Annotated in this window: 18 protein-coding genes and 1 pseudogene; 6 read left to right on the forward strand and 13 right to left on the reverse strand. The window is 56.1% G+C overall.

Annotated features, from left to right (window positions below):
• Positions 1-10: 10 nt before the first annotated feature.
• The 3 genes from dnaN to gyrB are packed head-to-tail and all read left to right on the forward strand — an operon-like array spanning position 11 to position 4,648.
• Positions 11-1,114, forward strand: a complete 1,104-nt coding sequence (gene dnaN / locus AC1XYH_RS16995) for a DNA polymerase III subunit beta (protein ID WP_483324298.1) — start codon at positions 11-13, stop codon at positions 1,112-1,114.
• A 6-nt stretch (positions 1,115-1,120) separates the two neighbouring features.
• Entirely contained in the window at positions 1,121-2,215 is a 1,095-nt protein-coding gene (gene recF / locus AC1XYH_RS17000) for a DNA replication/repair protein RecF (protein WP_483324299.1), read from the forward strand.
• Positions 2,216-2,233: 18 nt separating this feature from the next.
• Positions 2,234-4,648, forward strand: a complete 2,415-nt coding sequence (gyrB, locus tag AC1XYH_RS17005; protein ID WP_483324300.1) for a DNA topoisomerase (ATP-hydrolyzing) subunit B — start codon at positions 2,234-2,236, stop codon at positions 4,646-4,648.
• Positions 4,649-4,723: 75 nt separating this feature from the next.
• On the opposite strand, the gene AC1XYH_RS17010 is transcribed toward gyrB, so the two are convergent.
• From AC1XYH_RS17010 to AC1XYH_RS17050, 9 genes and pseudogenes are all read right to left on the reverse strand, one after another.
• On the reverse strand, positions 4,724-5,899 hold the full coding sequence (locus AC1XYH_RS17010; RefSeq protein ID WP_483324301.1) for a PilT/PilU family type 4a pilus ATPase: 1,176 nt from the start codon (positions 5,897-5,899) through the stop codon (positions 4,724-4,726).
• A gap of 72 nt (positions 5,900-5,971) precedes the next feature.
• Entirely contained in the window at positions 5,972-6,706 is a 735-nt protein-coding gene (locus AC1XYH_RS17015; RefSeq protein WP_483324302.1) for a lysophospholipid acyltransferase family protein, read from the reverse strand.
• 3 nt (positions 6,707-6,709) lie between these two features.
• Positions 6,710-7,243, reverse strand: a complete 534-nt coding sequence (gene gmhB / locus AC1XYH_RS17020) for a D-glycero-beta-D-manno-heptose 1,7-bisphosphate 7-phosphatase (RefSeq protein ID WP_483324303.1) — start codon at positions 7,241-7,243, stop codon at positions 6,710-6,712.
• 84 nt (positions 7,244-7,327) lie between these two features.
• Positions 7,328-9,382 carry a glycine--tRNA ligase subunit beta gene (gene glyS, locus AC1XYH_RS17025; RefSeq protein WP_483326408.1) on the reverse strand — a complete coding sequence of 685 codons (2,055 nt, stop codon included), beginning with the start codon at positions 9,380-9,382 and terminating at the stop codon, positions 7,328-7,330.
• Complete coding sequence (gene glyQ / locus AC1XYH_RS17030) at positions 9,382-10,329, reverse strand: glycine--tRNA ligase subunit alpha (RefSeq protein ID WP_483324304.1); 948 nt, start codon at positions 10,327-10,329, stop codon at positions 9,382-9,384. The genes glyS and glyQ overlap by 1 nt, the downstream gene beginning before the upstream one ends.
• 234 nt (positions 10,330-10,563) lie before the next feature.
• Positions 10,564-11,502: pseudogene (gene ilvA / locus AC1XYH_RS17035) on the reverse strand (threonine ammonia-lyase, biosynthetic); the annotation flags it as partial.
• A gap of 342 nt (positions 11,503-11,844) precedes the next feature.
• On the reverse strand, positions 11,845-12,876 hold the full coding sequence (locus AC1XYH_RS17040) for a mechanosensitive ion channel family protein (RefSeq protein WP_483324305.1): 1,032 nt from the start codon (positions 12,874-12,876) through the stop codon (positions 11,845-11,847).
• Between the two features lie 39 nt (positions 12,877-12,915).
• The gene (locus AC1XYH_RS17045) at positions 12,916-13,113 is read right to left on the reverse strand and encodes a helix-turn-helix transcriptional regulator (protein WP_483324306.1); all 198 of its coding nucleotides are present in this window, start codon (positions 13,111-13,113) and stop codon (positions 12,916-12,918) included.
• A 182-nt stretch (positions 13,114-13,295) separates the two neighbouring features.
• The gene (locus tag AC1XYH_RS17050; RefSeq protein ID WP_483324307.1) at positions 13,296-13,634 is read right to left on the reverse strand and encodes an FKBP-type peptidyl-prolyl cis-trans isomerase; all 339 of its coding nucleotides are present in this window, start codon (positions 13,632-13,634) and stop codon (positions 13,296-13,298) included.
• Between the two features lie 110 nt (positions 13,635-13,744).
• On the opposite strand from AC1XYH_RS17050, the gene AC1XYH_RS17055 reads away from it, so the two are divergent.
• From AC1XYH_RS17055 to AC1XYH_RS17065, 3 genes are all read left to right on the forward strand, one after another.
• Complete coding sequence (locus AC1XYH_RS17055) at positions 13,745-14,335, forward strand: DNA-3-methyladenine glycosylase I (RefSeq protein WP_483324308.1); 591 nt, start codon at positions 13,745-13,747, stop codon at positions 14,333-14,335.
• Positions 14,336-14,401: 66 nt separating this feature from the next.
• Positions 14,402-15,289: a lysophospholipid acyltransferase gene (locus tag AC1XYH_RS17060; RefSeq protein WP_483324309.1), complete on the forward strand. Its 888-nt coding sequence runs from the start codon at positions 14,402-14,404 to the stop codon at positions 15,287-15,289.
• 109 nt (positions 15,290-15,398) lie between these two features.
• Positions 15,399-15,668 carry a PilZ domain-containing protein gene (locus AC1XYH_RS17065; RefSeq protein WP_483324310.1) on the forward strand — a complete coding sequence of 90 codons (270 nt, stop codon included), beginning with the start codon at positions 15,399-15,401 and terminating at the stop codon, positions 15,666-15,668.
• A 5-nt stretch (positions 15,669-15,673) separates the two neighbouring features.
• Here AC1XYH_RS17065 and AC1XYH_RS17070 read toward each other — a convergent pair whose 3' ends face one another.
• The 4 genes from AC1XYH_RS17070 to fmt are packed head-to-tail and all read right to left on the reverse strand — an operon-like array spanning position 15,674 to position 20,805.
• On the reverse strand, positions 15,674-17,122 hold the full coding sequence (locus AC1XYH_RS17070) for a TrkH family potassium uptake protein (protein WP_483324311.1): 1,449 nt from the start codon (positions 17,120-17,122) through the stop codon (positions 15,674-15,676).
• 13 nt (positions 17,123-17,135) lie between these two features.
• Positions 17,136-18,509, reverse strand: a complete 1,374-nt coding sequence (trkA, locus tag AC1XYH_RS17075) for a Trk system potassium transporter TrkA (RefSeq protein WP_483324312.1) — start codon at positions 18,507-18,509, stop codon at positions 17,136-17,138.
• Positions 18,509-19,855 (reverse strand): 16S rRNA (cytosine(967)-C(5))-methyltransferase RsmB, encoded by a 1,347-nt coding sequence (gene rsmB, locus AC1XYH_RS17080; RefSeq protein ID WP_483324313.1) that lies wholly within the window; start codon positions 19,853-19,855, stop codon positions 18,509-18,511. The genes trkA and rsmB overlap by 1 nt, the downstream gene beginning before the upstream one ends.
• Positions 19,852-20,805 carry a methionyl-tRNA formyltransferase gene (gene fmt, locus AC1XYH_RS17085; protein WP_483324314.1) on the reverse strand — a complete coding sequence of 318 codons (954 nt, stop codon included), beginning with the start codon at positions 20,803-20,805 and terminating at the stop codon, positions 19,852-19,854. The genes rsmB and fmt overlap by 4 nt, the downstream gene beginning before the upstream one ends.

The raw sequence follows: 20,805 nt of genomic DNA on the forward strand, positions 1-20,805 counted from the left end.
GAGGAACACAATGCAATTCACCATTCAGCGCGAAGCCCTGTTGAAGCCCCTGCAATTGGTAGCTGGGGTTGTTGAACGTCGCCAGACACTCCCGGTGTTGTCCAACGTGTTGCTGGTCGTGGACGGCAACACCCTGGCCATGACCGGTACTGATCTGGAAGTTGAATTGGTTGGCCGCATCAACCTGGAAGAAGTCGCTGAGGCAGGTGAGATAACAGTACCTGCTCGTAAGCTGATGGATATCTGCAAATCCTTACCAGACGATGCCACGCTGACCTTTAAGGTTGAAGAGAACAAAGCGATTATTAAGGCTGGCCGCAGCCGATTCACTTTGGCGACTTTGCCGGCCAACGATTTCCCTAACGTAGAAGATGGCCCTGGCGCCATGAGCTTCTCTATTAATCAGGCGAAACTGCGCCGGTTGATCGAACGCACCAGCTTTGCGATGGCGCAGCAGGATGTGCGTTATTACCTCAATGGTCTGTTGCTCGAGATCAATAAGGGTCAACTACGTGCAGTTGCTACAGACGGCCATCGCATGGCGATGTGTACTGTCGATGCCGATATCGACTATCAAGAGCGCTATCAACTGATCGTGCCGCGCAAAGGTATTCTTGAGCTATCGCGTCTATTGGGTGAAGCGGATAACAGCGTCAACATCGTATTGGGCACTCACCACATTCGCGCCACCACGGGTGACTTCACCTTTACCTCCAAGCTGGTTGACGGCAAGTTTCCGGACTACGAGCGAGTGCTACCGCGTGGCGGCGACAAGATCGTGTTAGCGGACCGTCAAACGCTGCGAGATGCTTTTGCTCGTACTTCCATTCTTTCAAACGAAAAGTACCGTGGTATTCGTTTGATGCTGCAAGCTGGCCAGTTAAAAATTCAGGCCAACAATCCTGAGCAAGAGGAAGCAGAAGAAGAGGTGATGGTTGATTACGAAGGCGCCTCCTTAGAAATTGGCTTTAACGTGAGTTACCTACTCGATGTTATGAACGTGTTAGGCCATGAGCAGGCAAAACTAATTCTCTCTGATTCCAATAGTAGTGCGCTGGTGCAGGAAGCAGAGTCTGAAGACAGTCTTTACGTTGTAATGCCGATGCGCCTCTAACGCGCAATGCCCCTCAAACGCCTCTCTGTCACCGCGGTGCGTAATCTGCACCCGGTGACGATCTTCCCCTCCCCGCGTATCAATCTTTTGTCCGGCGCTAACGGCAGCGGTAAGACTAGCCTGCTGGAAGCTGTGCACATTCTGGGTTTAGCCCGCTCGTTCCGCAGCACTCGTTTGCAACCCGTTATCCAGTACGAACAAAATGCTTGTACGGTGTTTGCCGAGATCGAACGCCCTGCTGTTCCGTTGTGCTCTATGGGTATTACTCGAAACCGACAAGCGGAATACGAAATACGCCTGAACGGTCAGAATGTTAAAAGTACTGCGCAGTTAGCCGAGACATTGCCTCTTCAGTTGATCAACCCCGACAGCTTTCGTTTGCTCGAAGGTGCTCCTAAACAGCGAAGGCAGTACTTGGATTGGGGAGTGTTCCACGTGGAACATCGGTTTTTGCCCACTTGGCAGCGCCTGCAAAAGAGTTTGAAACAACGGAATTCATTGCTCCGACGTGGTAGAATTGAACGTTCTATGTTGTCTCCTTGGGAGGCTGAGTTAGTGGCCGCTGGCGAGCAGATAGACATGTTTCGCAGGCAGTATATAAGCCAACTCAAACCCGTATTTGAAGAGGTCCTTGGAGAGCTATTGCAGCTCGATGGCTTGTCCCTCAGCTACTACAGAGGGTGGGATAAGGAGCGATCTTTAGCTGAGGTGTTAGATTCTCAGTACGACCGAGACCTCGCCATAGGCCACACCCAATCAGGGCCTCAACGCGCTGATTTACGGCTCAGGATTCAAGGTTTGAACGCGGCTGAGGTGCTGTCGCGGGGGCAGCAAAAGTTAGTAGTGTGTGCGCTCAAGTTGGCGCAAGGCCGCTTGCTTAAGGAGTTTGGTAGACAACAGGACTGCGTTTTTCTCGTTGACGACCTCCCCTCTGAGCTCGACCAACAACATCGCCAAGCGCTCTGCAGCTTGCTGGAATCGCTGGACTGCCAGGTATTTATAACCTGCGTTGAAGCTGAGCCGCTGCTGAATTGCTGGAAGAAAGAGACACCTTTATCTATGTTCCACGTGGAACATGGACACATTGTGCAGACCGAATGAAGTCTGGAGTGACTTAAGATGACCGACAATAACGCCTATGATTCATCAAGCATTAAGGTACTAAAAGGCCTTGATGCAGTCCGTAAGCGCCCGGGGATGTATATCGGTGATACGGACGATGGCACCGGCCTTCACCACATGGTCTTTGAAGTCGTCGATAACTCTATCGATGAAGCCCTTGCCGGGCACTGTACCGATATCGATATTATTATCCATACCGACGAATCCATCACCGTGCGCGATAACGGACGAGGCATTCCGGTAGACGCTCACGAGGAAGGCGTTTCTGCTGCAGAGGTCATCATGACCGTACTGCACGCGGGTGGTAAGTTCGACGACAACAGCTATAAGGTATCCGGCGGCCTGCACGGTGTAGGTGTTTCCGTGGTCAACGCGCTCTCTGAGCTGCTTATCCTGACTGTTCGCCGTCACAATAAAGTGTGGGAGCAAACCTACGTTCACGGCGTTCCTCAGGCGCCTGTGGCGGCTGTTGGTGACACCGATAGCACGGGCACCCAGATTCACTTCAAACCTTCTGCAGAGACGTTCAGTAGCATTAGCTTCAGCTGGGATATTCTCGCTAAGCGCCTGCGTGAACTCTCCTTCCTAAACTCCGGCGTAGGGATCAACCTGACTGACGAACGATCAGGTAAAAAGGAGTTGTTCAAATACGAAGGCGGGTTACGTGCCTTTGTTGATTACCTCAACGTGAACAAAACCGTAATTAACTCGGTTTTTCACTTTGATTTTCAGCGCGACGACGGTATTGCTGTAGAAGTGGCGATGCAGTGGAATGATAGTTTTAACGAAAGCATCCTTTGCTTTACCAACAATATCCCGCAGCGTGACGGTGGCGCTCACCTTGCTGGCTTCCGTAGCGCACTCACTCGCACGCTGAATACTTACATCGAACAGGAAGGTCTGCTGAAGAAGTTGAAGGTCAGCACCTCCGGCGATGATGCGCGTGAAGGTTTGACCGCTATTATTTCGGTTAAGGTGCCCGACCCGAAGTTCTCCTCGCAGACCAAAGATAAGCTGGTCTCCTCCGAAGTGAAGACCGCGGTCGAGCAGGAAATGAACAAGGCTTTCGCAGATTATTTGTTAGAAAAGCCGGGTGAAGCTAGAGCGGTTGTCGGCAAGATGATCGACGCTGCTCGGGCTCGCGAGGCTGCACGCAAAGCGCGTGAAATGACTCGTCGTAAGGGCGCGCTGGATATCGCGGGACTGCCAGGCAAATTGGCTGACTGCCAGGAAAAAGACCCAGGCCTTTCCGAACTTTACATAGTGGAAGGGGACTCGGCCGGCGGATCCGCCAAGCAGGGCCGAAATCGTAAAACCCAAGCCATATTGCCGCTTAAAGGTAAGATCCTTAACGTCGAGAAAGCGCGCTTCGACAAGATGATCTCATCTGCTGAGGTTGGCACTCTGATCACCGCGCTGGGTTGTGGTATTGGCCGTGATGAGTTCAACATCGAAAAGCTTCGCTATCACAACATCATCATCATGACCGATGCTGACGTCGACGGCTCACACATCCGCACCCTGTTGCTGACGTTCTTCTTCCGTCAAATGCCAGAGCTGATCGAGAACGGCTATATTTATATAGCACAGCCGCCACTCTACAAAATTAAAAAGGGTAAGCAGGAGCAGTACCTCAAAGATGATGAGGCGCTGGAAGAGTACCTTACGCAATCTGCCCTTGAAGACTCTTACTTGTTCGTTAACGAAGATGCACCCGGTATCACCGGTGAGGCGCTCGAGCGTATCGTTCAGGAGTTCCGCTCTGTTATGCGCACACTTAAGCGTCTTGCGCGCTTGTATCCGCAGGAACTGATGGAGCACTTCATCTACCTTCAGCGTTTGACGGTAGAAAACCTGGCAGACAAAGCTTTCATGGATGATTGGATCAAGGGCTTTGCGACTCGGGTTGCAACCGGTGACAAGTCTGGCCAGCAGTACCATGTTAGCCTGCGTGAAGATCGTGAGCGCCATCTGTGGCTGCCAGAAGTGGAATCCATCACTCATGGCTTATCGAGCTACATCACCTTCAACCGTGATCTGTTTGGTAGCAATGACTACCGCACCATGGCCGAACTGGGTGAGAAGCTGCAGAGTCTTCTTGAGTCTGGCGCCTATATGCAGCGCGGCGAGAAGAAGAAGCCGATCAGCACCTTTAAAGAAGCGCTTGAATGGATGATGAGTGAAACAGCTCGTCGCCATACGATTCAGCGCTACAAAGGGCTGGGCGAAATGAACCCGGATCAGCTGTGGGAAACCACCATGGACCCGGAAAGCCGCCGCATGCTGCGAGTGAATATCGAAGATGCCATTGCGGCGGATCAGATCTTCAACACGCTGATGGGCGACCATGTTGAACCACGCCGTGATTTCATTGAAAAGAACGCGCTGGCCGTGTCTAACCTGGATGTCTAACACCTAGGTTGCGATACTAAAAACCCCTTAAACCGTGAGGTTTAAGGGGTTTTTTGCGCCATTCACTAGTTCAAATCAGCGAAAATCATCAGTCAGATCAGAGTCCGAAAAGCCGGATGAAGGGGTTTTCAGATCCAGCTCGGTTTCTGACGGTTTTTCCGGTTCGGTCATGGGTAGCGGCGATTCGCGGCGAGTGTCATTGAACTTGGTTTTGAGCTTCAAATCCGTTGGCGAGTCGGCATACCGCATGGCCATATCCAGGGTAACGGTGCCCGCGTCGACCAATTCGTGCAGGTGTTGATCAAAGCTCTGCAGGCCGGGCTCTTGGCCGCGGTTCATCGACTCTTTGATCTCGCTCAGCTCATCGCGGGCGATCAGGTTGCGGATGTAGGGCGTGCGCAGTAGGACTTCTACCGCGGCAACACGCTTTTTTTCCTTACCCGGCACCAGGCGCTGCGCAACGATGCCAGCCAAGTTCATGGAAATATCGCCCAGTGTTTGTTTACGCTCCCCTTCCGGGAACAGGTTAACGATACGATCAACTGCCTGCACGCTGTTGGTTGCATGCAACGTTGCGATGACCAAATGCCCTGTTTCGCTGTAATGCAGGGCGTGTTGCATGGTTTGTTTGTCGCGAATCTCGCCGATCATAATCACGTCTGGCGATTCGCGCAGTACGTTGCGCAGTGCGTGGCCAAAACTTTTGGTATCCAGGCCGACTTCGCGCTGATCGATAATGGCTTTCTTGTGCTTGTGCAGAAACTCGATTGGGTCTTCGATACAGACGATATGACCGGCGCGATGGGTATTGCGGTAGTCGAGCATAGAGGCCAGCGTGGTGGACTTGCCCGAGCCGGTTGCACCCACTACCAGCACCAGACCGCGATCCTTCAGGGCCAGCTTCTCTAGCTGCTTGGGTAAACCCAGCTCAGCGAACGGAGGTATTTTGTGGCTTATATGGCGAATAACCATACCCACTTCACCGCGCTGGTAATACACGTTAACGCGGAAGCGCCCTACTTGCGGTAAGCCGACGGCAAGGTTCATCTCTTGTTCAGCTTCAAACTCGGCGATCTGCTTCTCGCTCATCAGCTGATAGGCCAGTTCTTTCACCCCGCCGTTGGCCAGGGGACTATTGCCAAAGGCAAAGAACTCGCCTTCACGTTTGAGCGTCACTGGGGCGCCAACACTGAAAAACAGGTCGGATCCTTCCTTTTCTACCAGAGCTTTCAGGTAGCGATGAATATCCATGTTGATTACCGGTCACGCGTGAATGGGGTGGGCCCATAAGAGCTTGATCGCTCAGTATGGACCATTCTGGGCTCAAGCGTCTCTGGCGCTTTGCAGGGCCTGATTAATCCAGGCCTCTGCCTGCTTGTTGGCAGCGACAATAGAACGTGGATCGCTACCGGCAGGGTAGATGGCCGGTCCAATCATGACTTTGATGGTGCCCGGCTTTTTGCCCCACCCGCGTTTGGGCCAGTGCTCACCGGCGTTGTGTGCGATCGGGATGATAGGTGCATTGTTGGCGCAGGCCAGCGCCGCACCGCCACGGGAGAACTTGACCTGCTCGCCCGGCAGGTTACGGGTGCCCTCAGGAAAGACCAGAATCCAGATGCCCTCAGCCAAGCGCTGGCCTCCCATACGCGTTAGCTGCTGCAATGAGTCGCGTACGTTGCTACGGTCAATCGCGATGGGTTTGGCCAAAGCAAAAGCCCAGCCAAAGAACGGCACGTAAAGCAGCTCTTTCTTGATTAGCTGGGTTTGCGGCCGAATCAGCTGGGGCAGAAAGAAGGTTTCCCAAGTACTTTGATGGTTGGCCAGAATCACACCTGGCTGCTCAGGAATGTTCTCGCGACCTATCACCTCATAATCAATACCAACGATGGTTTTGGTTAGCCAGACTGCGGCACGAGTCCACCATTCAATAATGACCTTGATGCGCCAGCGGGTGCTGAGAAATGGCGCAATAAAGACGATCAGCACGCACCAGATGCCAGCGCTGGAAGACAGCAAAAGATAAAAGAATATGACGCGTAGGCGCATCAGCAATGACATGGCTCAGGCTTCCAGAAGGTGGTCGACAACGGCGGCTAGATTATCAAAAACCCGAGTGCCCTCGGGCAGTAGTTTGTGCTGGCTGCTATGGCCTTTACCAGTGCGCACCAGATAAGGCACGCAACCGACGGCAACGCCTGCCTCCAGGTCTCGGAGGCTATCACCCACAGTAGGTACGCCTGCCAGCTCTGTTTGCAGCGTGTGGGCAACCTGCCGGAACAAACCAGGCGCTGGTTTGCGGCAATCGCAACCTGCGTCTGGACTGTGTGGGCAGTGACGAATCAGATCAACTTTGCCGCCCTGCTCCGCCACCAGTTCACGCAAGCGTTCATGCATGCGTTCAAGCGTTGCTTCGGTGTAATAACCACGCCCAATACCGGATTGGTTGGTCGCTACGGCGATGGTCCAGCCAGCTTTGCTCAGACGCGCTACTGCATCGATGGAACCCGGTATGGGAATCCACTCATCCAGTGTCTTGATGTAGGCGTCGGAGTCCTGATTGATGACGCCGTCGCGGTCGAGAATGATCAGTTTCATAAAAGCCCAGCTGCAAGCTTTAAGCTGCGAGCGGCAAGTCGGCTGGTGTTGCACCGGCTTGCTTGCCCCAACTCGCTGCCTGGTTTATCCCAACAGGGAAATATCGGCGACACCGAGGAAAAGCCCGCGCAGACGTGCCAACAGAGCATAACGGTTGGCTTTTATCGCCGGGTCGTCGGCGTTAACCAGCACCTGATCAAAGAAGGCATCTACCGGCTCGCGCAATGCCGCTAAACGTTCCAGTGCGTCTTTGTACTGCCGGTCCGCAGCAAGTGGCGCTACGCTCTTCTCTGCCGCTTCAATAGCGCTTGCCAGGGACTGTTCGGCAGCTTCTTGCAACAGATTGCTGTCGATTGCCGCAGACACTTCGCCTTCCGCCTTGGAGAGGATATTGGATACCCGCTTGTTGGCGGCAGCCAGCGTCTCGGCCTCGGGTAAGCGACGGAAAGCCTGAACGGCCTGGACACGCTGATCAAAGTCTAGTGGCGAAACCGGACTGACAGCACGCACTGACTGGTAGACCGCGACCTCGATACCTTCGTCTTCATAGCGCGCGCGTAAACGGTCAAAGATGAAGTCTTGTACCAGAGCGATCAGACCATCGGCTTTTACCCGCGCACCATACTGCTGAATGGCAACCTGCAATGCAGCGTTAAGATCCAGCTCCAACTGCTTTTCGATCAGAATGCGCAGCACGCCTAGCGCTGCGCGACGCAGTGCGTAAGGGTCTTTGCTGCCGGTAGGTAGCATGCCAATGCCGAAGATGCCGACCAAGGTGTCGATCTTGTCGGCCAGCGCAACTGCCGCGCCGGTCAGGGTGGTGGGTAATTCTGCGCCCGCACCACGCGGCATATACTGCTCGTTCAGCGCCAGTGCAACGTCTTCGGCTTCACCGTCGTGCTTGGCGTAGTAGTAACCGGCGATGCCTTGCAGCTCGGGGAATTCGCCAACCATCTCGGTCGACAAATCACACTTGCTCAACAGGCCGGCGCGTTGCGCATTGGCGTTGTCGCCGCCGATCTGTTCGGCGATAAAGCCGGCGAGGGTGGAGACACGAGTAGCCTTGTCGAACACGCTGCCCAACTCGGCCTGAAACACCACATTGGCGAGACGCGTGTTGTGGCTTTCCAGCGGCTGCTTTTTATCCTGCTTGAAGAAGAACTCGGCATCAGTCAGGCGAGGACGAACGACTTTTTCGTTACCTTCGATGATCTGGCGCGGGTCTTTGCTTTCCAGGTTGGACACGGTAATAAAGCGCGGCAGTAACTTACCCTTGGCATCCAGCAGGCAGAAGTATTTCTGGTTGTCCTGCATGGTGGAAATCAAGGCTTCCTGAGGCACATCGAGGAAGCGCTCTTCAAAGCTGCAAACCAGCGGCACGGGCCACTCAACCAGTGAGGTCACTTCGTCCAACAGATCAGACGGTACTATGGCCGTGCCCTGCTGTTCCGCAGCCAACTCGGCTACGCGCTGGCTGATCAGCTCGCGGCGCTCGGCAAAGTCGGCAACCACGTAAGCCTTGCGCAGCGTTTTAGCGTAGGCAGCCGGCGAGCTGATGGTCACGGTGTCGGGATGATGGAAGCGATGGCCGCGTGACTGGTTGCCAGCGGTCTGTGCCAAAATTTCACAGGGGATAACCTGCTCGCCCAGCAGCATCACCAGCCACTGGGTAGGCCGTACGAATTCTATCTTGCGATCAGCCCAGCGCATGCGCTTGGGGATCGGCAGTGCGGCCAGCGCGGCGTCAACGATGCCGGGCAGTAGCTCGGTAGCGGGCTGTCCAGGAATGCTCTGCACGAAGCGCAATTTGGGGCCGGTCTGATCCAGCTCGGCGACGCTGACGCCGCACTTGCGGGCAAAGCCTTCGGCTGCTTTGGTCGGGTTGCCGTCGGCATCAAAGGCGGCCTGAACTGGCGGGCCATCCATTTGATTGCTGCGGTCGGGCTGCTGAGTGGCGAGCTGATCAACCTGAATCGCTAGACGACGTGGCGCGGCGAAGTAGCGCGCCGCACTGTAGCTTAGGCCTGCCTCTTTTAGCCCTTTTTCAACACCCGTAAGAAACGCCCCTGCGAGCTTTTTCAGCGCTTTGGGTGGCAGCTCTTCGGTACCCAGTTCAACCAGAAAATCCTGAGCCTGCATCATTCGGCCTCCTTCAGCTTGGCCAGTACTTCATCACGCAATTCGGGGGTGGCCATCGGAAAGCCGAGGCGGGCGCGAGCCTGTAGGTAGCTCTGAGCAATCGCGCGAGACAATGAGCGCACACGCAAAATATACCGCTGACGTTCGGTTACCGAAATGGCGCGCCGAGCGTCAAGCAAGTTGAAGGTGTGTGAGGCCTTGATGACCATTTCATACGCCGGCAACGGCAGGTCCAGCTCGATCAGACGGTTGGCTTCGCCTTCATAGAAATCGAACAGCTCAAACTGCTTGTCGACATTGGCGTGTTCAAAGTTGTAGGTGGATTGCTCGACTTCGTTTTGATGGAACACGTCGCCGTAGGTCACCTTGCCGAATGGGCCGTCGGAGTAAACCAGATCGTAGACCGAGTCGACGCCCTGCAGATACATCGCCAGACGCTCCAGTCCGTAGGTGATCTCGCCCGTTACCGGGTAGCACTCGACACCACCCACCTGCTGGAAATAGGTGAACTGGGTCACTTCCATACCGTTCAGCCAGACTTCCCAACCCAGACCCCAGGCGCCCAGCGTAGGCGACTCCCAGTTGTCTTCCACAAAGCGAATATCGTGCACCAGCGGATCGACGCCAATATGGCGCAGCGAGTCCAGATACAGCTCTTGAATGTTCTCCGGATTCGGCTTGAGAACCACTTGAAACTGGTAGTAGTGCTGCAAACGGTTGGGGTTCTCGCCGTAGCGGCCGTCAGCCGGGCGGCGGCTGGGCTGCACATAGGCGGCGTTCCACTTTTCCGGGCCGATTGCACGCAGGAAGGTCGCGGTATGGAAGGTGCCGGCGCCCATTTCCATGTCGTAGGGCTGCATCACCACGCAACCCCGCTCTGCCCAGTAGGTCTGCAGGGCAAGGATCAGTCCTTGGAAGGTGTGGACGGCTGGATTGGTCTGAGTCACGTTTTTCACCTGGGTAGGCTGCGAAATAAAGAAAGGCCGAAGTATACATTCAGATAGGGGGCAACATACAGGAAAGCGGCGGATTTGCTGGGGCGGGCGCAGCATTTGCCGATGCGAATGCTGGTTTTACGGTCGTGACTGATATTACACACGCAACAACGCCGGTCCGGCTGCAGTGGCGTTTCTGTTGGGCGTTTTAGCGGCTGGCGAGGACGGCTGCTACCCCACCACCCCTGCCCGCTCAATCACATAGCGTAGATTATCGAAATCGATGTTGGCGCCAGAGTTGATGGCAACCAGTACCTGATTGCGACATTGCTCGCGCTTTACATATTGCTTCAGGCCCGCAACGGCCAATGCGCCGGAAGGCTCGGTGATAGAGCGGGTGTCGTCGTAGATGTCGCGTACGGCGGCGCAGATATCGTCGTTGCTGACGGTGAGCACTTCGTCCACGTAGTGGCGGCATAGCTCAAAATTGTGCTGCCCTACCTGCGCCACGGCTACGCCGTCGGCGAAGCGACCGACTTTCGGAAGGGTTACCCGCTCGCCTGCCTGTAGGGCGGCTTGCAGACAGGCAGACTCTTCCGACTCGACGCCGATGATGCGGATGTCCGGGCGCAGGTATTTTACGTAGGCCGAGATGCCGGCAATAAGACTGCCGCCACCGACTGGTACGAAGATGGCGTCCAGTTGGCCGCCCTGCTGACGCAGCACTTCCACCGCGACTGTGCCTTGCCCGGCAATCACATCGGGATCATCAAACGGTGGCACAAAGGTGTAGCCGTGCTGCTCTGCCAACTGCAACGCAAGAACCAGTGCCTGTGGAAAGGCTTCCCCGTGCAATAGTGCGGTAGCGCCGCGTGAGCGCACGCCCTCAATCTTCAGCGCTGGCGTGGTGGTGGGCATTACGATCAGGGCCTTGATGCCCAAGTGCTGCGCCGCCAGCGCGACGCCCTGTGCGTGATTACCGGCGGATGCGGTGATTACACCACGAGCGCGAGCGGCCTGGCTCAGGCGCGCGATCTTGGTGTAAGCGCCGCGAATCTTGAAAGAGAACACTGGTTGCAAGTCTTCGCGTTTGAGTAGTACCTGATTGCCAAGGCGTGATGACAGGGCTTTGGCGGTTTGCAGAGGGGTTTCTATGGCAAGGTCGTAGACCGGCGCAGAGAGGATACTGGCGACTTGCTGTTTGAGCCGCGCACGCTGTAGCGCGAAACTGCCTTGCTGTTCGACGAGCGCTGGTGGCTTGTCTAACAATGGCGGTGTGAGGGCAAGTGCTGCTGACGCGGTATTCATGGTGTCTCCTGGAATCACTTTGGCCTAGGAGACGTTACAAAAAACCCGCCTCGAAGGCGGGTTTGGGTGCGCACAAAGCTAGCCCGCCGATATTGGAATCGCGGCCATAATCATCTGTGCGTGGAACTGTGCGCGGTTATTCATAAGTTCGAATGTAGCCGTTAGGCTGAGTGCGGGTCAAGCGGCATCTTGCTCGACCCATTGGCACAACGCTGCAAGTTACTCACGTGGCGCACTCGGGTCGAGCAGATCCTCGGCGCCGCGCTTGCTCTGATCCTGTGCGATCTGCGCGTCCAGATCGCCTTGCACCCGCATGTCTACTGCAGATTCGCTACTGGGCTGCAGCTTGGGCTTGGCTGCTGGCGATTCGGGTGCCCCGGCAGTGGGCGTCAAGACTGCACTGCGTTCGGTAAGCTGCACTCGGTAGATAGGTTCGGGCATGTCCATTTCGGCCTCTTCCAGCGCCAATTTAACCTGACGGATGGCCTCACTCTTGACGCTGATGAAGTCATGGCTGCGTTGATCGACCCAAGCGTGATAACGCACTTGCACATTGGAATCACCGAGTGCAGTGATATAGGCGCGTGGCGGCGGTGTATCCATTACGCCGTCAAGGCTATCCAGCTTGCTGGTGCCGATACGCTGTGCGAGTACCAGATCCTCATTGACGCCAATACCCACATCAAAGGAAAAGCGCCGGCTGGGGTTGCGTGTGTAATTGAGCATGACGCTGCTGAACACCAGCGCATTGGGCACCCGCAAGTGGTTGCCGTCGAGGGTCATCAGGACGGTGGCGCGTGATGTGAGGGCAACGACGACGCCTTCATTACCGTCTATGACGACATGGTCTTTGGGGGCAAAAGGCTGACGCAGGCTCATCAAGATACCGGCCAGGTAGTTTTCCATGGTGTTTTTGAAGGCAAAACCCAAAGCGACGCCGAGCACCCCGGCGGTCCCGAGCACAGCGCCGACCAAGGCCGTCGCGTTCATGATCTCGAGTGCGATGAGGATACCGATCACGGTGGCGCTCCATCGCACTGTGGTGCGCGTCAGATCGCGCATAAAGGGGTTGCGCGAGGTAAACCGCTCCAGCACTGCGCGGCGTGATAACCAGCCACCCGCAGCCCAGCATAGGCTGATCACTAGCAATGCCAGCAAGAGCATGGGCAGGGCCGCCAATAGGCGATACGCCTCTTCCAGCAGACGTTGCATTACCGGTTCCAGATCAAAGTGCAGTTGCTCTGCGTCCATCTATGTCTCCGTGTTCTTGAAATCCGGGATGCCCGGCGGTCACTCTTTGGCTGGGGTGAAGATGCTTTCTATCGGTAAGGCAAATACCCTCGCCAATTTAAATGCCAAGGGTAAGCTTGGATCGTATTTTTCTTGCTCAATGGCGTTGATGGTCTGGCGCGAAACGCCGATACGGTTGGCCAGCTCGCCCTGTGACCAGCCCGCTACGTTGCGCATTTCCCTGAGTCGACTTTTCAAGGGTAGCGTCTCACGGCAAAGGTATAACACCTTGCTACGAGACCGCTCATGGTAGTGGCGAGTGCGGCTGAACCGGACTCGTAAAAATAGTGTCGCTCGTTCATCAGCCGCCTCTCTGCAAAGCAAGCTTTGCACTTCGATGTCTGTGTGTCAGCTCTACTTTACAGCAGTAGCGGGGGATGTCAGTCGTCGCGGGTGAGGACTTCCAACAATTCAATTTCGAATTCTAAATTAGAGTTGGCCTTAATCAGGCCCATAGAGCGCTCGCCGTAGGCGAGGTAGGCGGGTACATAGAGTGTGCGCTTGCCGCCGACCTGCATGCCCATCATGCCCTGATCCCAACCTTTAATGACGCGGCCGGTTCCGATCACGCACTGGAAAGGTTTGCCGCGCTGGTGCGAGGAGTCAAACACGCTGCCGTCGTCCAGTCGGCCGGTGTAGTGAACGGTAATGAGGGCGCCTTTAACGCACTCTTTACCCTCGCCTTGTTGAGTGTCGGTGATCTTCAGTTCGTTGCTCATAGGTAACATCCGCGGTAGCAATTGAAGAGGGAGGCTTTTTGGCAAATGGCCGTGTGCAGAGTATAAACACCTCTGAGCTTTGCAACCGATTCTCTCAGGAGCCAACAACCGTGACCGCCACAGACCATTTATCCGTCGTTCGCTGTCAGTGGTGCTCGGCTGATCCGTTATACCAGCAGTACCACGATCAGGAGTGGGGCGTACCCTGCTACGAGGCAGATAGTTTGTTTGAAATGCTTATGCTGGAAGGCTTTCAGGCGGGTTTGTCTTGGATTACCGTGCTGCGTAAGCGGGCTCACTACCGCACCCTGTATCGCAATTTTGATGTGCAGTTTATGGCCACCCAGAGCGATGAGCAGCTGCAAGCGCTGTTGCTGGATACGGGCATCATCCGCAATCGCCTCAAGGTGTATGGCGCGCGGCGCAACGCGCAGGCCTGGTTGAAGCTGAGTGAGCAGCATGATCCTGTCACCTGGCTGTGGCAGTTTGTGGGTGGCCAGACACAGATCAATCATTTTGCCGGTTTGCGCGATATTCCAGCAAAAACCGCAGAAGCTGAAGCCATGAGTAAAGCCTTGAAGAAAGCCGGATTCACCTTTGTAGGGCCGACCATTTGTTATGCCTTTATGCAGGCTACCGGCTTGGTGATGGACCACACACAGGACTGTTTTCGTTACCCGGCGCTGGCTAAAGAAAGCTAGTGGTGCTCGCCCAATGCGCTATCGCAACTTACAATGGGTTTTTGATCTGATGCTGAGGTGTGTGCAGTGGAGCGGTTGAAAGGCGCGTTCATAATTGGGTTTCTGAAACTCTTTTCATTACTGCCGTTCTCGGTGGCGCAAGGTTTGGGGGCTTTTGTTGGCTGGTTGATGTGGAAGTTGCCCAACCGCTCACGTGATGTGACGCGCATCAATCTCAGCCATTGCATGCCGGAGTTGAACGAGGCGGAGCTGGATGATCTGGTGCATCGTACCCTGCTCGATACGGGGCGCAGCATGGCGGAAAGCGCCTGCGCCTGGATGTGGTCGCCAAGTAAAACCGTCGGTCTGATCAAAGAGGTCGAAGGGGCTCACTTGCTAGCTGAAGCGCTCGCCGCGGGCAAAGGTGTGGTGGGTATCACCAGCCATTTGGGTAACTGGGAAGTGCTTAACCACTGGTATTGTTCGCACGCCAAACCGATCATTTTTTATCGTCCGCCAAAGCAGAAAGCGGTGGATGAGTTGCTGCAACGCCAACGTACCCAGATGGGCAACAAGGTCGCGGCTTCTACCCGTGAGGGTATTATCAGTGTGATGCGTGAGGTGCGTCGTGGCGGTGCTGTAGGTATCCCCGCTGATCCTGAGCCGGCTTTGAAGAGCGGCCTGTTCGTACCCTTTTTTGCAACTCAAGCACTGACCAGCAAGTTTGTTCCCAACCTGCTCAAGGGCAATGATGCTAAAGCATTGTTTTTCCATTGCTTACGCTTGCCTGACAATAGCGGCTTCAAGGTGATTCTTGAGGAGGCGCCGGAGGCACTCTACAGCGCTGATGAGTTTACAGCCGTAGCCTGCATGAGCGCGGTGATTGAGGGCTATGTGCGGCGCTGGCCCAGCCAGTACATGTGGAGTATGAAACGCTTCAAAAAACGCCCAGAGGGCGAAAAAAGATGGTATTAAAGCGGTAGTTTTAGCTCAGACTTCACTCGAGCCAATGGCAGTGATGTACGGAACGACTCCGTCACGGACCCGGTTTAGAAGGTCCGAACGTGTATCAGGGGGACTTTAAATGAGTAACCAACGTCAGCACCCACGTACGCCCATGCGGGCGCAAATCAAGATATGGCACGCTAGCTTTGGCGAGCTATTGGCGCATACCAAAGACCTGTCTGATGGTGGGGTCTTTGTTGAACACCCTGACATGGCGACCCTGGAAGTGGGCGAAGAAGTCACCGGTCAGGTCCAAGGTATGCCATTTGAGGCGCCAGTATTGCGCATGATAGTTCAGCGGATCATCGCCGGCGAAGGTGCCGGCATGCAGTTTCTCGACGAAGACTGAACCGCTCAGCGGCGCCAGAACATCGGCGTCAGCAGTACCAGCAGGGTGAATACTTCAAGACGACCCAGCAGCATGGCGAACGCCAAAATCCACTTCACCGACGCATCGAGATTGCCATAGTGAACCGACACTTCGCCCAGCCCTGGACCGAGGTTGTTGATACAGGCTGTCAGCGCTGAGAAGGCGGTAACGAAGTCCAGCCCGCTGCCCAGCAGAATCAGAAACAGCATTGCGAAGGTGAACACGTACACCGCGCAGAATCCCCAGACGGCCTCAACCACTCGATCAGGTACCGGCTTGTTGCCCAGCTTGACCGGAAACACCCCGTGCGGATGCAACAGCCGCTTGGTCTCACGGGTGCCCTGCTTGTATAGCAGCAGCACGCGAATCACCTTCATGCCGCCACCCGTTGAACCTGCGCAGGCGCCGATAAAGCTAGCGTACAGTAGTAGGTATGGAAGCAGGGTTGGCCAGGTCGAGAAATCGGTGACGCCAAAGCCGGTGGTAGTGGCGATCGAAACGGTTTCAAAAGCGGCGTAACGAATCGACGTCCACACATCGTGGTGCTGGAAGTGAATCAGCACGGCGGTGCAGACCACAAATAGCGCGCAGAGGATCAGCACATAGGCACGGCACTCTGGGTCCAGCCAATAGTTTTTTAGGGAACGAAAGCGCCAGGCGAGAAAGTGCAGCGCGAAGTTGATGCCGGAAATCAGCATGAACAAAATGCAGATACCTTCGATCAACGGGCTGTTGTAATAGCCGATGCTGGCATCGTGGGTGGAGAAACCACCGATGGCGACGGTCGAGAAGCTGTGGCCAATGGCGTCGAACAGCTCCATGCCTGCCGCCCAATAAGCCAACGCGCAAGCCAACGTCAAACCGGCGTAAATGTACCAAAGTACTTTGGCGGTTTCGGCGATGCGCGGAGTTAGTTTGTTTTCTTTGAGTGGCCCCGGCATCTCGGCCCGATACAGCTGCATACCTCCCACACCCAGCATCGGTAGTATCGCCACCGCCAGTACGATGATGCCCATACCACCAAACCACTGCAGTTGCTGGCGGTAGTAGAGTAAGGCACGCGGCAGCGTATCCAGTCCGGTAATCACCGTGGCCCCGGTTGTTGTGAGGCCGGAGAAAGACTCGAATACCGCATCCGCCACACTGAGATCGGGCATGTCCAACAGCCACAGCGGCACTGCACCGAACAGCCCCAGTACCAGCCAGAACAGTACCGTAATCAGGTAGCCGTCCCGGGTTCTCAGCTCATTCCGCTGCCCATGCATCGGATACCAGATCAGTGCGCCAGCCACCATGGTGATTGCGAAGCCGCTGAGAAAAGCGTTCATTGCCGGTTCGTTATAGTAGAACCCAACGCCCGCCGCCGGCAGCATGCTGGTAGAAAACAGCATCAATAGAATGCCGATGATGCGTTGTATCTGGGGGTACTGCATGCAGCTGCTTACCTCAGAAGAATGTCAGGCCGACCTGGAACAGGCGCTCGACATCGCGAATATGTTTTTTATCAATCACGAAGAGAATAACGTGGTCATCCGACTCAATGACCGTTGAGTCGTGAGCGATTAATACCTCTTCATCGCGCACGATAGCGCCGATGGTGGTGCCGGGTGGCAGGTCGATCTGGCCGATCGCCTTACCGACGACCTTGGAAGAGCGTGCGTCGCCGTGCGCCACAGCTTCAATCGCTTCTGCTGCCCCGCGACGCAGTGAGTAGACGTTGACGATGTCGCCTCTGCGCACGTGGGTGAGTAGCGTACCAATGGTGGTTTGCGAGGGTGAAATGGCAATGTCGATCTCGCCGCCCTGCACCAGATCGACGTAAGCCGGGTTGTTGATCAACGTCATGACCTTACGTGCGCCCAACCGTTTGGCCAGCATTGAGGACATGATGTTGGCTTCGTCGTCGTTGGTCACCGCGCAGAAAATATCGACTTCTTCGATGTTCTCTTCAATCAGCAACTCGCGGTCCGAAGCACTGCCGTGCAACACCACTGCGCGGTCGAGATTTTGCGAGAGGTAATCGGCGCGGGCCTTGCTGGCTTCGATGATTTTCACTTGGTAACGGCTTTCGATCGCTTCCGCCAGTCGCTCACCGATATTGCCGCCGCCAGCAATGATCACTCGTTTGTGGGTTTTCTCTACCCTGCGCAGCTCACTCATTACCGCGCGAATGTCCCGCGTGGCGGCGATGAAAAACACCTCATCATCGGCCTCAATAATGGTGTCGCCCTTGGGGATAATCGGTCTGTCCTTGCGGAAGATAGCCGCCACGCGCGTGTCGACGCCAGGCATATGCTGGCGTAGGAAACGTAGCTCCTGACCGACCAGCGGGCCACCATAGTAGGCGCGTACTGCTACCAGTTGCGCCTTGCCCTCGGCAAAATCCAGTACCTGCAAGGCACCGGGGTGCTCGATTAAGCGTTTGATGTAGTTGGTGACCACCTGCTCAGGGCTGATCAGCACGTCAATCGGCACTGCTTCGTTGTGAAACAGGCCACCGCGCGTCAGGTAAGCTGATTCGCGCACTCGAGCTATCTTGGTCGGCGTGCGGAACAAGGTGTACGCGACTTGGCAGGCGATCATGTTGGTTTCATCACTGCTGGTCACTGCGATCAGCATGTCGGCATCGTCGGCACCGGCTTGGCGTAGAACAGTCGGGAACGAGCCTTTGCCTTGTACGGTTCGAATATCCAGGCGATCACCAAGCTCACGCAAGCGCACCGCATCGGTGTCGATCACGGTAATGTCGTTGGCTTCGCTGGCCAGTTGTGCAGCCAGACTGCCGCCAACCTGACCGGCGCCAAGTATGATGATTTTCATTACACAGCGTCCTTCTGGGCCGCAACCGGTTGAACCAAAGCCGGGCTGACGGAGAGCTTGACCAGCTTGGCCAGATAAAACCCATCATGACCTTCCGCCTGCGGTAGCAACTGACGGCCGCAAGGCTGAGCAATGCCATACGCGGGGGCAATATCCAGTGCGCGTGCGCCGGGTTGGCGTGCCAGAAAAGCCTCTATCACCTGGGTGTTCTCCTCGGGTAGTACTGAGCAGGTGGCATATACCAATATTCCGCCGACCGCCAATGTTTGCCACAGCTGGTCCAGCATTTCGCCTTGTAGCTTGGCTAATGCACTGATATCGGCCGCCTTACGCGTTAGCTTGATATCCGGATGCCGGCGAATGACGCCAGTAGCGGAACAAGGAGCGTCCAGCAGGATACGCTGGAATGGCTTGCCATCCCACCAATCAGCCAAAGCGCGGGCATCGGCTGCCTTAAGCGTAGCCTGTAATTGCAGGCGCTCGAGGTTCTCGGTCACGCGTTTGAGGCGCTGTGGCTCCAGATCCAGCGCAACTACTTCAGCCAGCGCTGTCTGCTGCTCGAGAATCTGACAGGTCTTGCCGCCGGGTGCGCAGCAGGCATCCAGTACTCGCTGGCCCGGTTGCAAATCCAGCAGAGGTGCGGCGAGTTGCGCGGCCTCATCCTGCACACTAACGAGTCCGTCGGCAAAGCCGGGCAACTGATGCACGTCACAGGCTTGTGCGAGCTGAATACCCACGGTGCTGAACTCACAGGCGCTAGCGGCAATCCCGGCGGCCTGTAGTGTCTGCAAATAATCATCGCGGCTGACTTGGCGTTGATTGACGCGCAAGGTCATCGGCGGATGCAGGTTATTGGCATGGGCGATGGCGTCGAGCTGCTCTGGCCAAGCGCGTTGCAGTCGCTTGAACAACCAACCGGGATGCGATACCCGCTGCGACGGAGACTGATCAACGATAGCCAAGAGTTCATCGCCTTCGCGCTGGACCCGGCGTAACACCGCGTTGAGCATGCCTTTGGCCCACGGCTTGCCCATCTCGCTGGCGACATCCACGGTAGCGCCAATGGCGGCATGCGCGGGCACCCGCAAATACAGCAATTGATAGAGTCCTACTAACAACAGCGCCTGGAGGTCGAGATCGGCCGCTTTCATCGGCTTTTTCAATAGTTCGCGCGCGAGTGCGTCAAGCCGGGTGTACCAGCGTGCCGTGCCAAAGGCTAACTCCTGCACGAGCGCTTGGTCGCGCGGCGCAACCTCTTGCATCTGTTTGGGCAGACTGCCGCCGAGTGACGCCTTTTCGGCCATTACCGCAGTCAGTGCGCGGGCAGCAGCGAGGCGTGGGCTCACTGTCCGTTCCCCAGCAGTAGGCCGGGAGCAAACTGTTCACGACGCGCGTTGTACAGATCGCTGAAGGCCAGCGGCTTACCGCCCGGCAATTGCAGGCGGGTTAGCAGTAGCGCGCCTTGACCGCAGGCAATCAACAGCCCTTCCTTATTGCACACCAGTACTTCACCCGGTGTGCCTGCGCCTTCGGCAGTTTGCGCGGCCCAGACTTTAAGCGGCTTGCCATCCAGACTCGCGTGCGCCAGCGGCCAGGGATTGAAGGCGCGAATCAGGCAGTCCAGCTCGGCCGCGGGGCGCTGCCAATCGAGTGCGGCTGCCTGCTTGTTCAACTTATGGGCATAGGTGGCAAGTGTGTCGTCCTGAGCTTCCGCTGACAGGCTGCCTGCGGCTAATCCTTCAATCGCTTGCAATACGGCGGGTGGGCCAAGCTCGGCCAAGCGATCATGCAGGCTGCCACCGGTGTCGGCTGGGCTGATGGGTGTGCCGACTTTTAGCAGCATGGGACCGGTATCCAGCCCAGCCTCCATCTGCATCACGGTCACTCCTGATTCCCGGTCGCCGGCTTCGATTGCGCGTTGAATTGGCGCCGCGCCGCGCCAGCGAGGTAACAGTGAGGCGTGGCTATTAATGCAGCCTAGGCGCGGTACATCCAGCACGGCCTGGGGCAGAATTAATCCATACGCGACCACCACCATCAGATCAGGCTTCAGTGCGGCCAGCTCTTGTTGTGCTTCCACGCTACGCAGCTTTTCTGGTTGATAAACCGTCAAACCTTGCTGCAACGCTAGTTGCTTGACCGCGCTCATCGCAACTTTGTGGCCGCGACCGGCAGGTCGATCGGGCTGGGTATAGACGCCGACGATACTCAGCCCGGCGTCGATCAGGGCTTGCAGATGGGCTGCAGCGAACTCAGGCGTACCGGCAAACAGGATGCGCAGATCAGTCGACTTCAT

The organism is Pseudomonas sp. GW-45 (assembly GCF_056896675.1).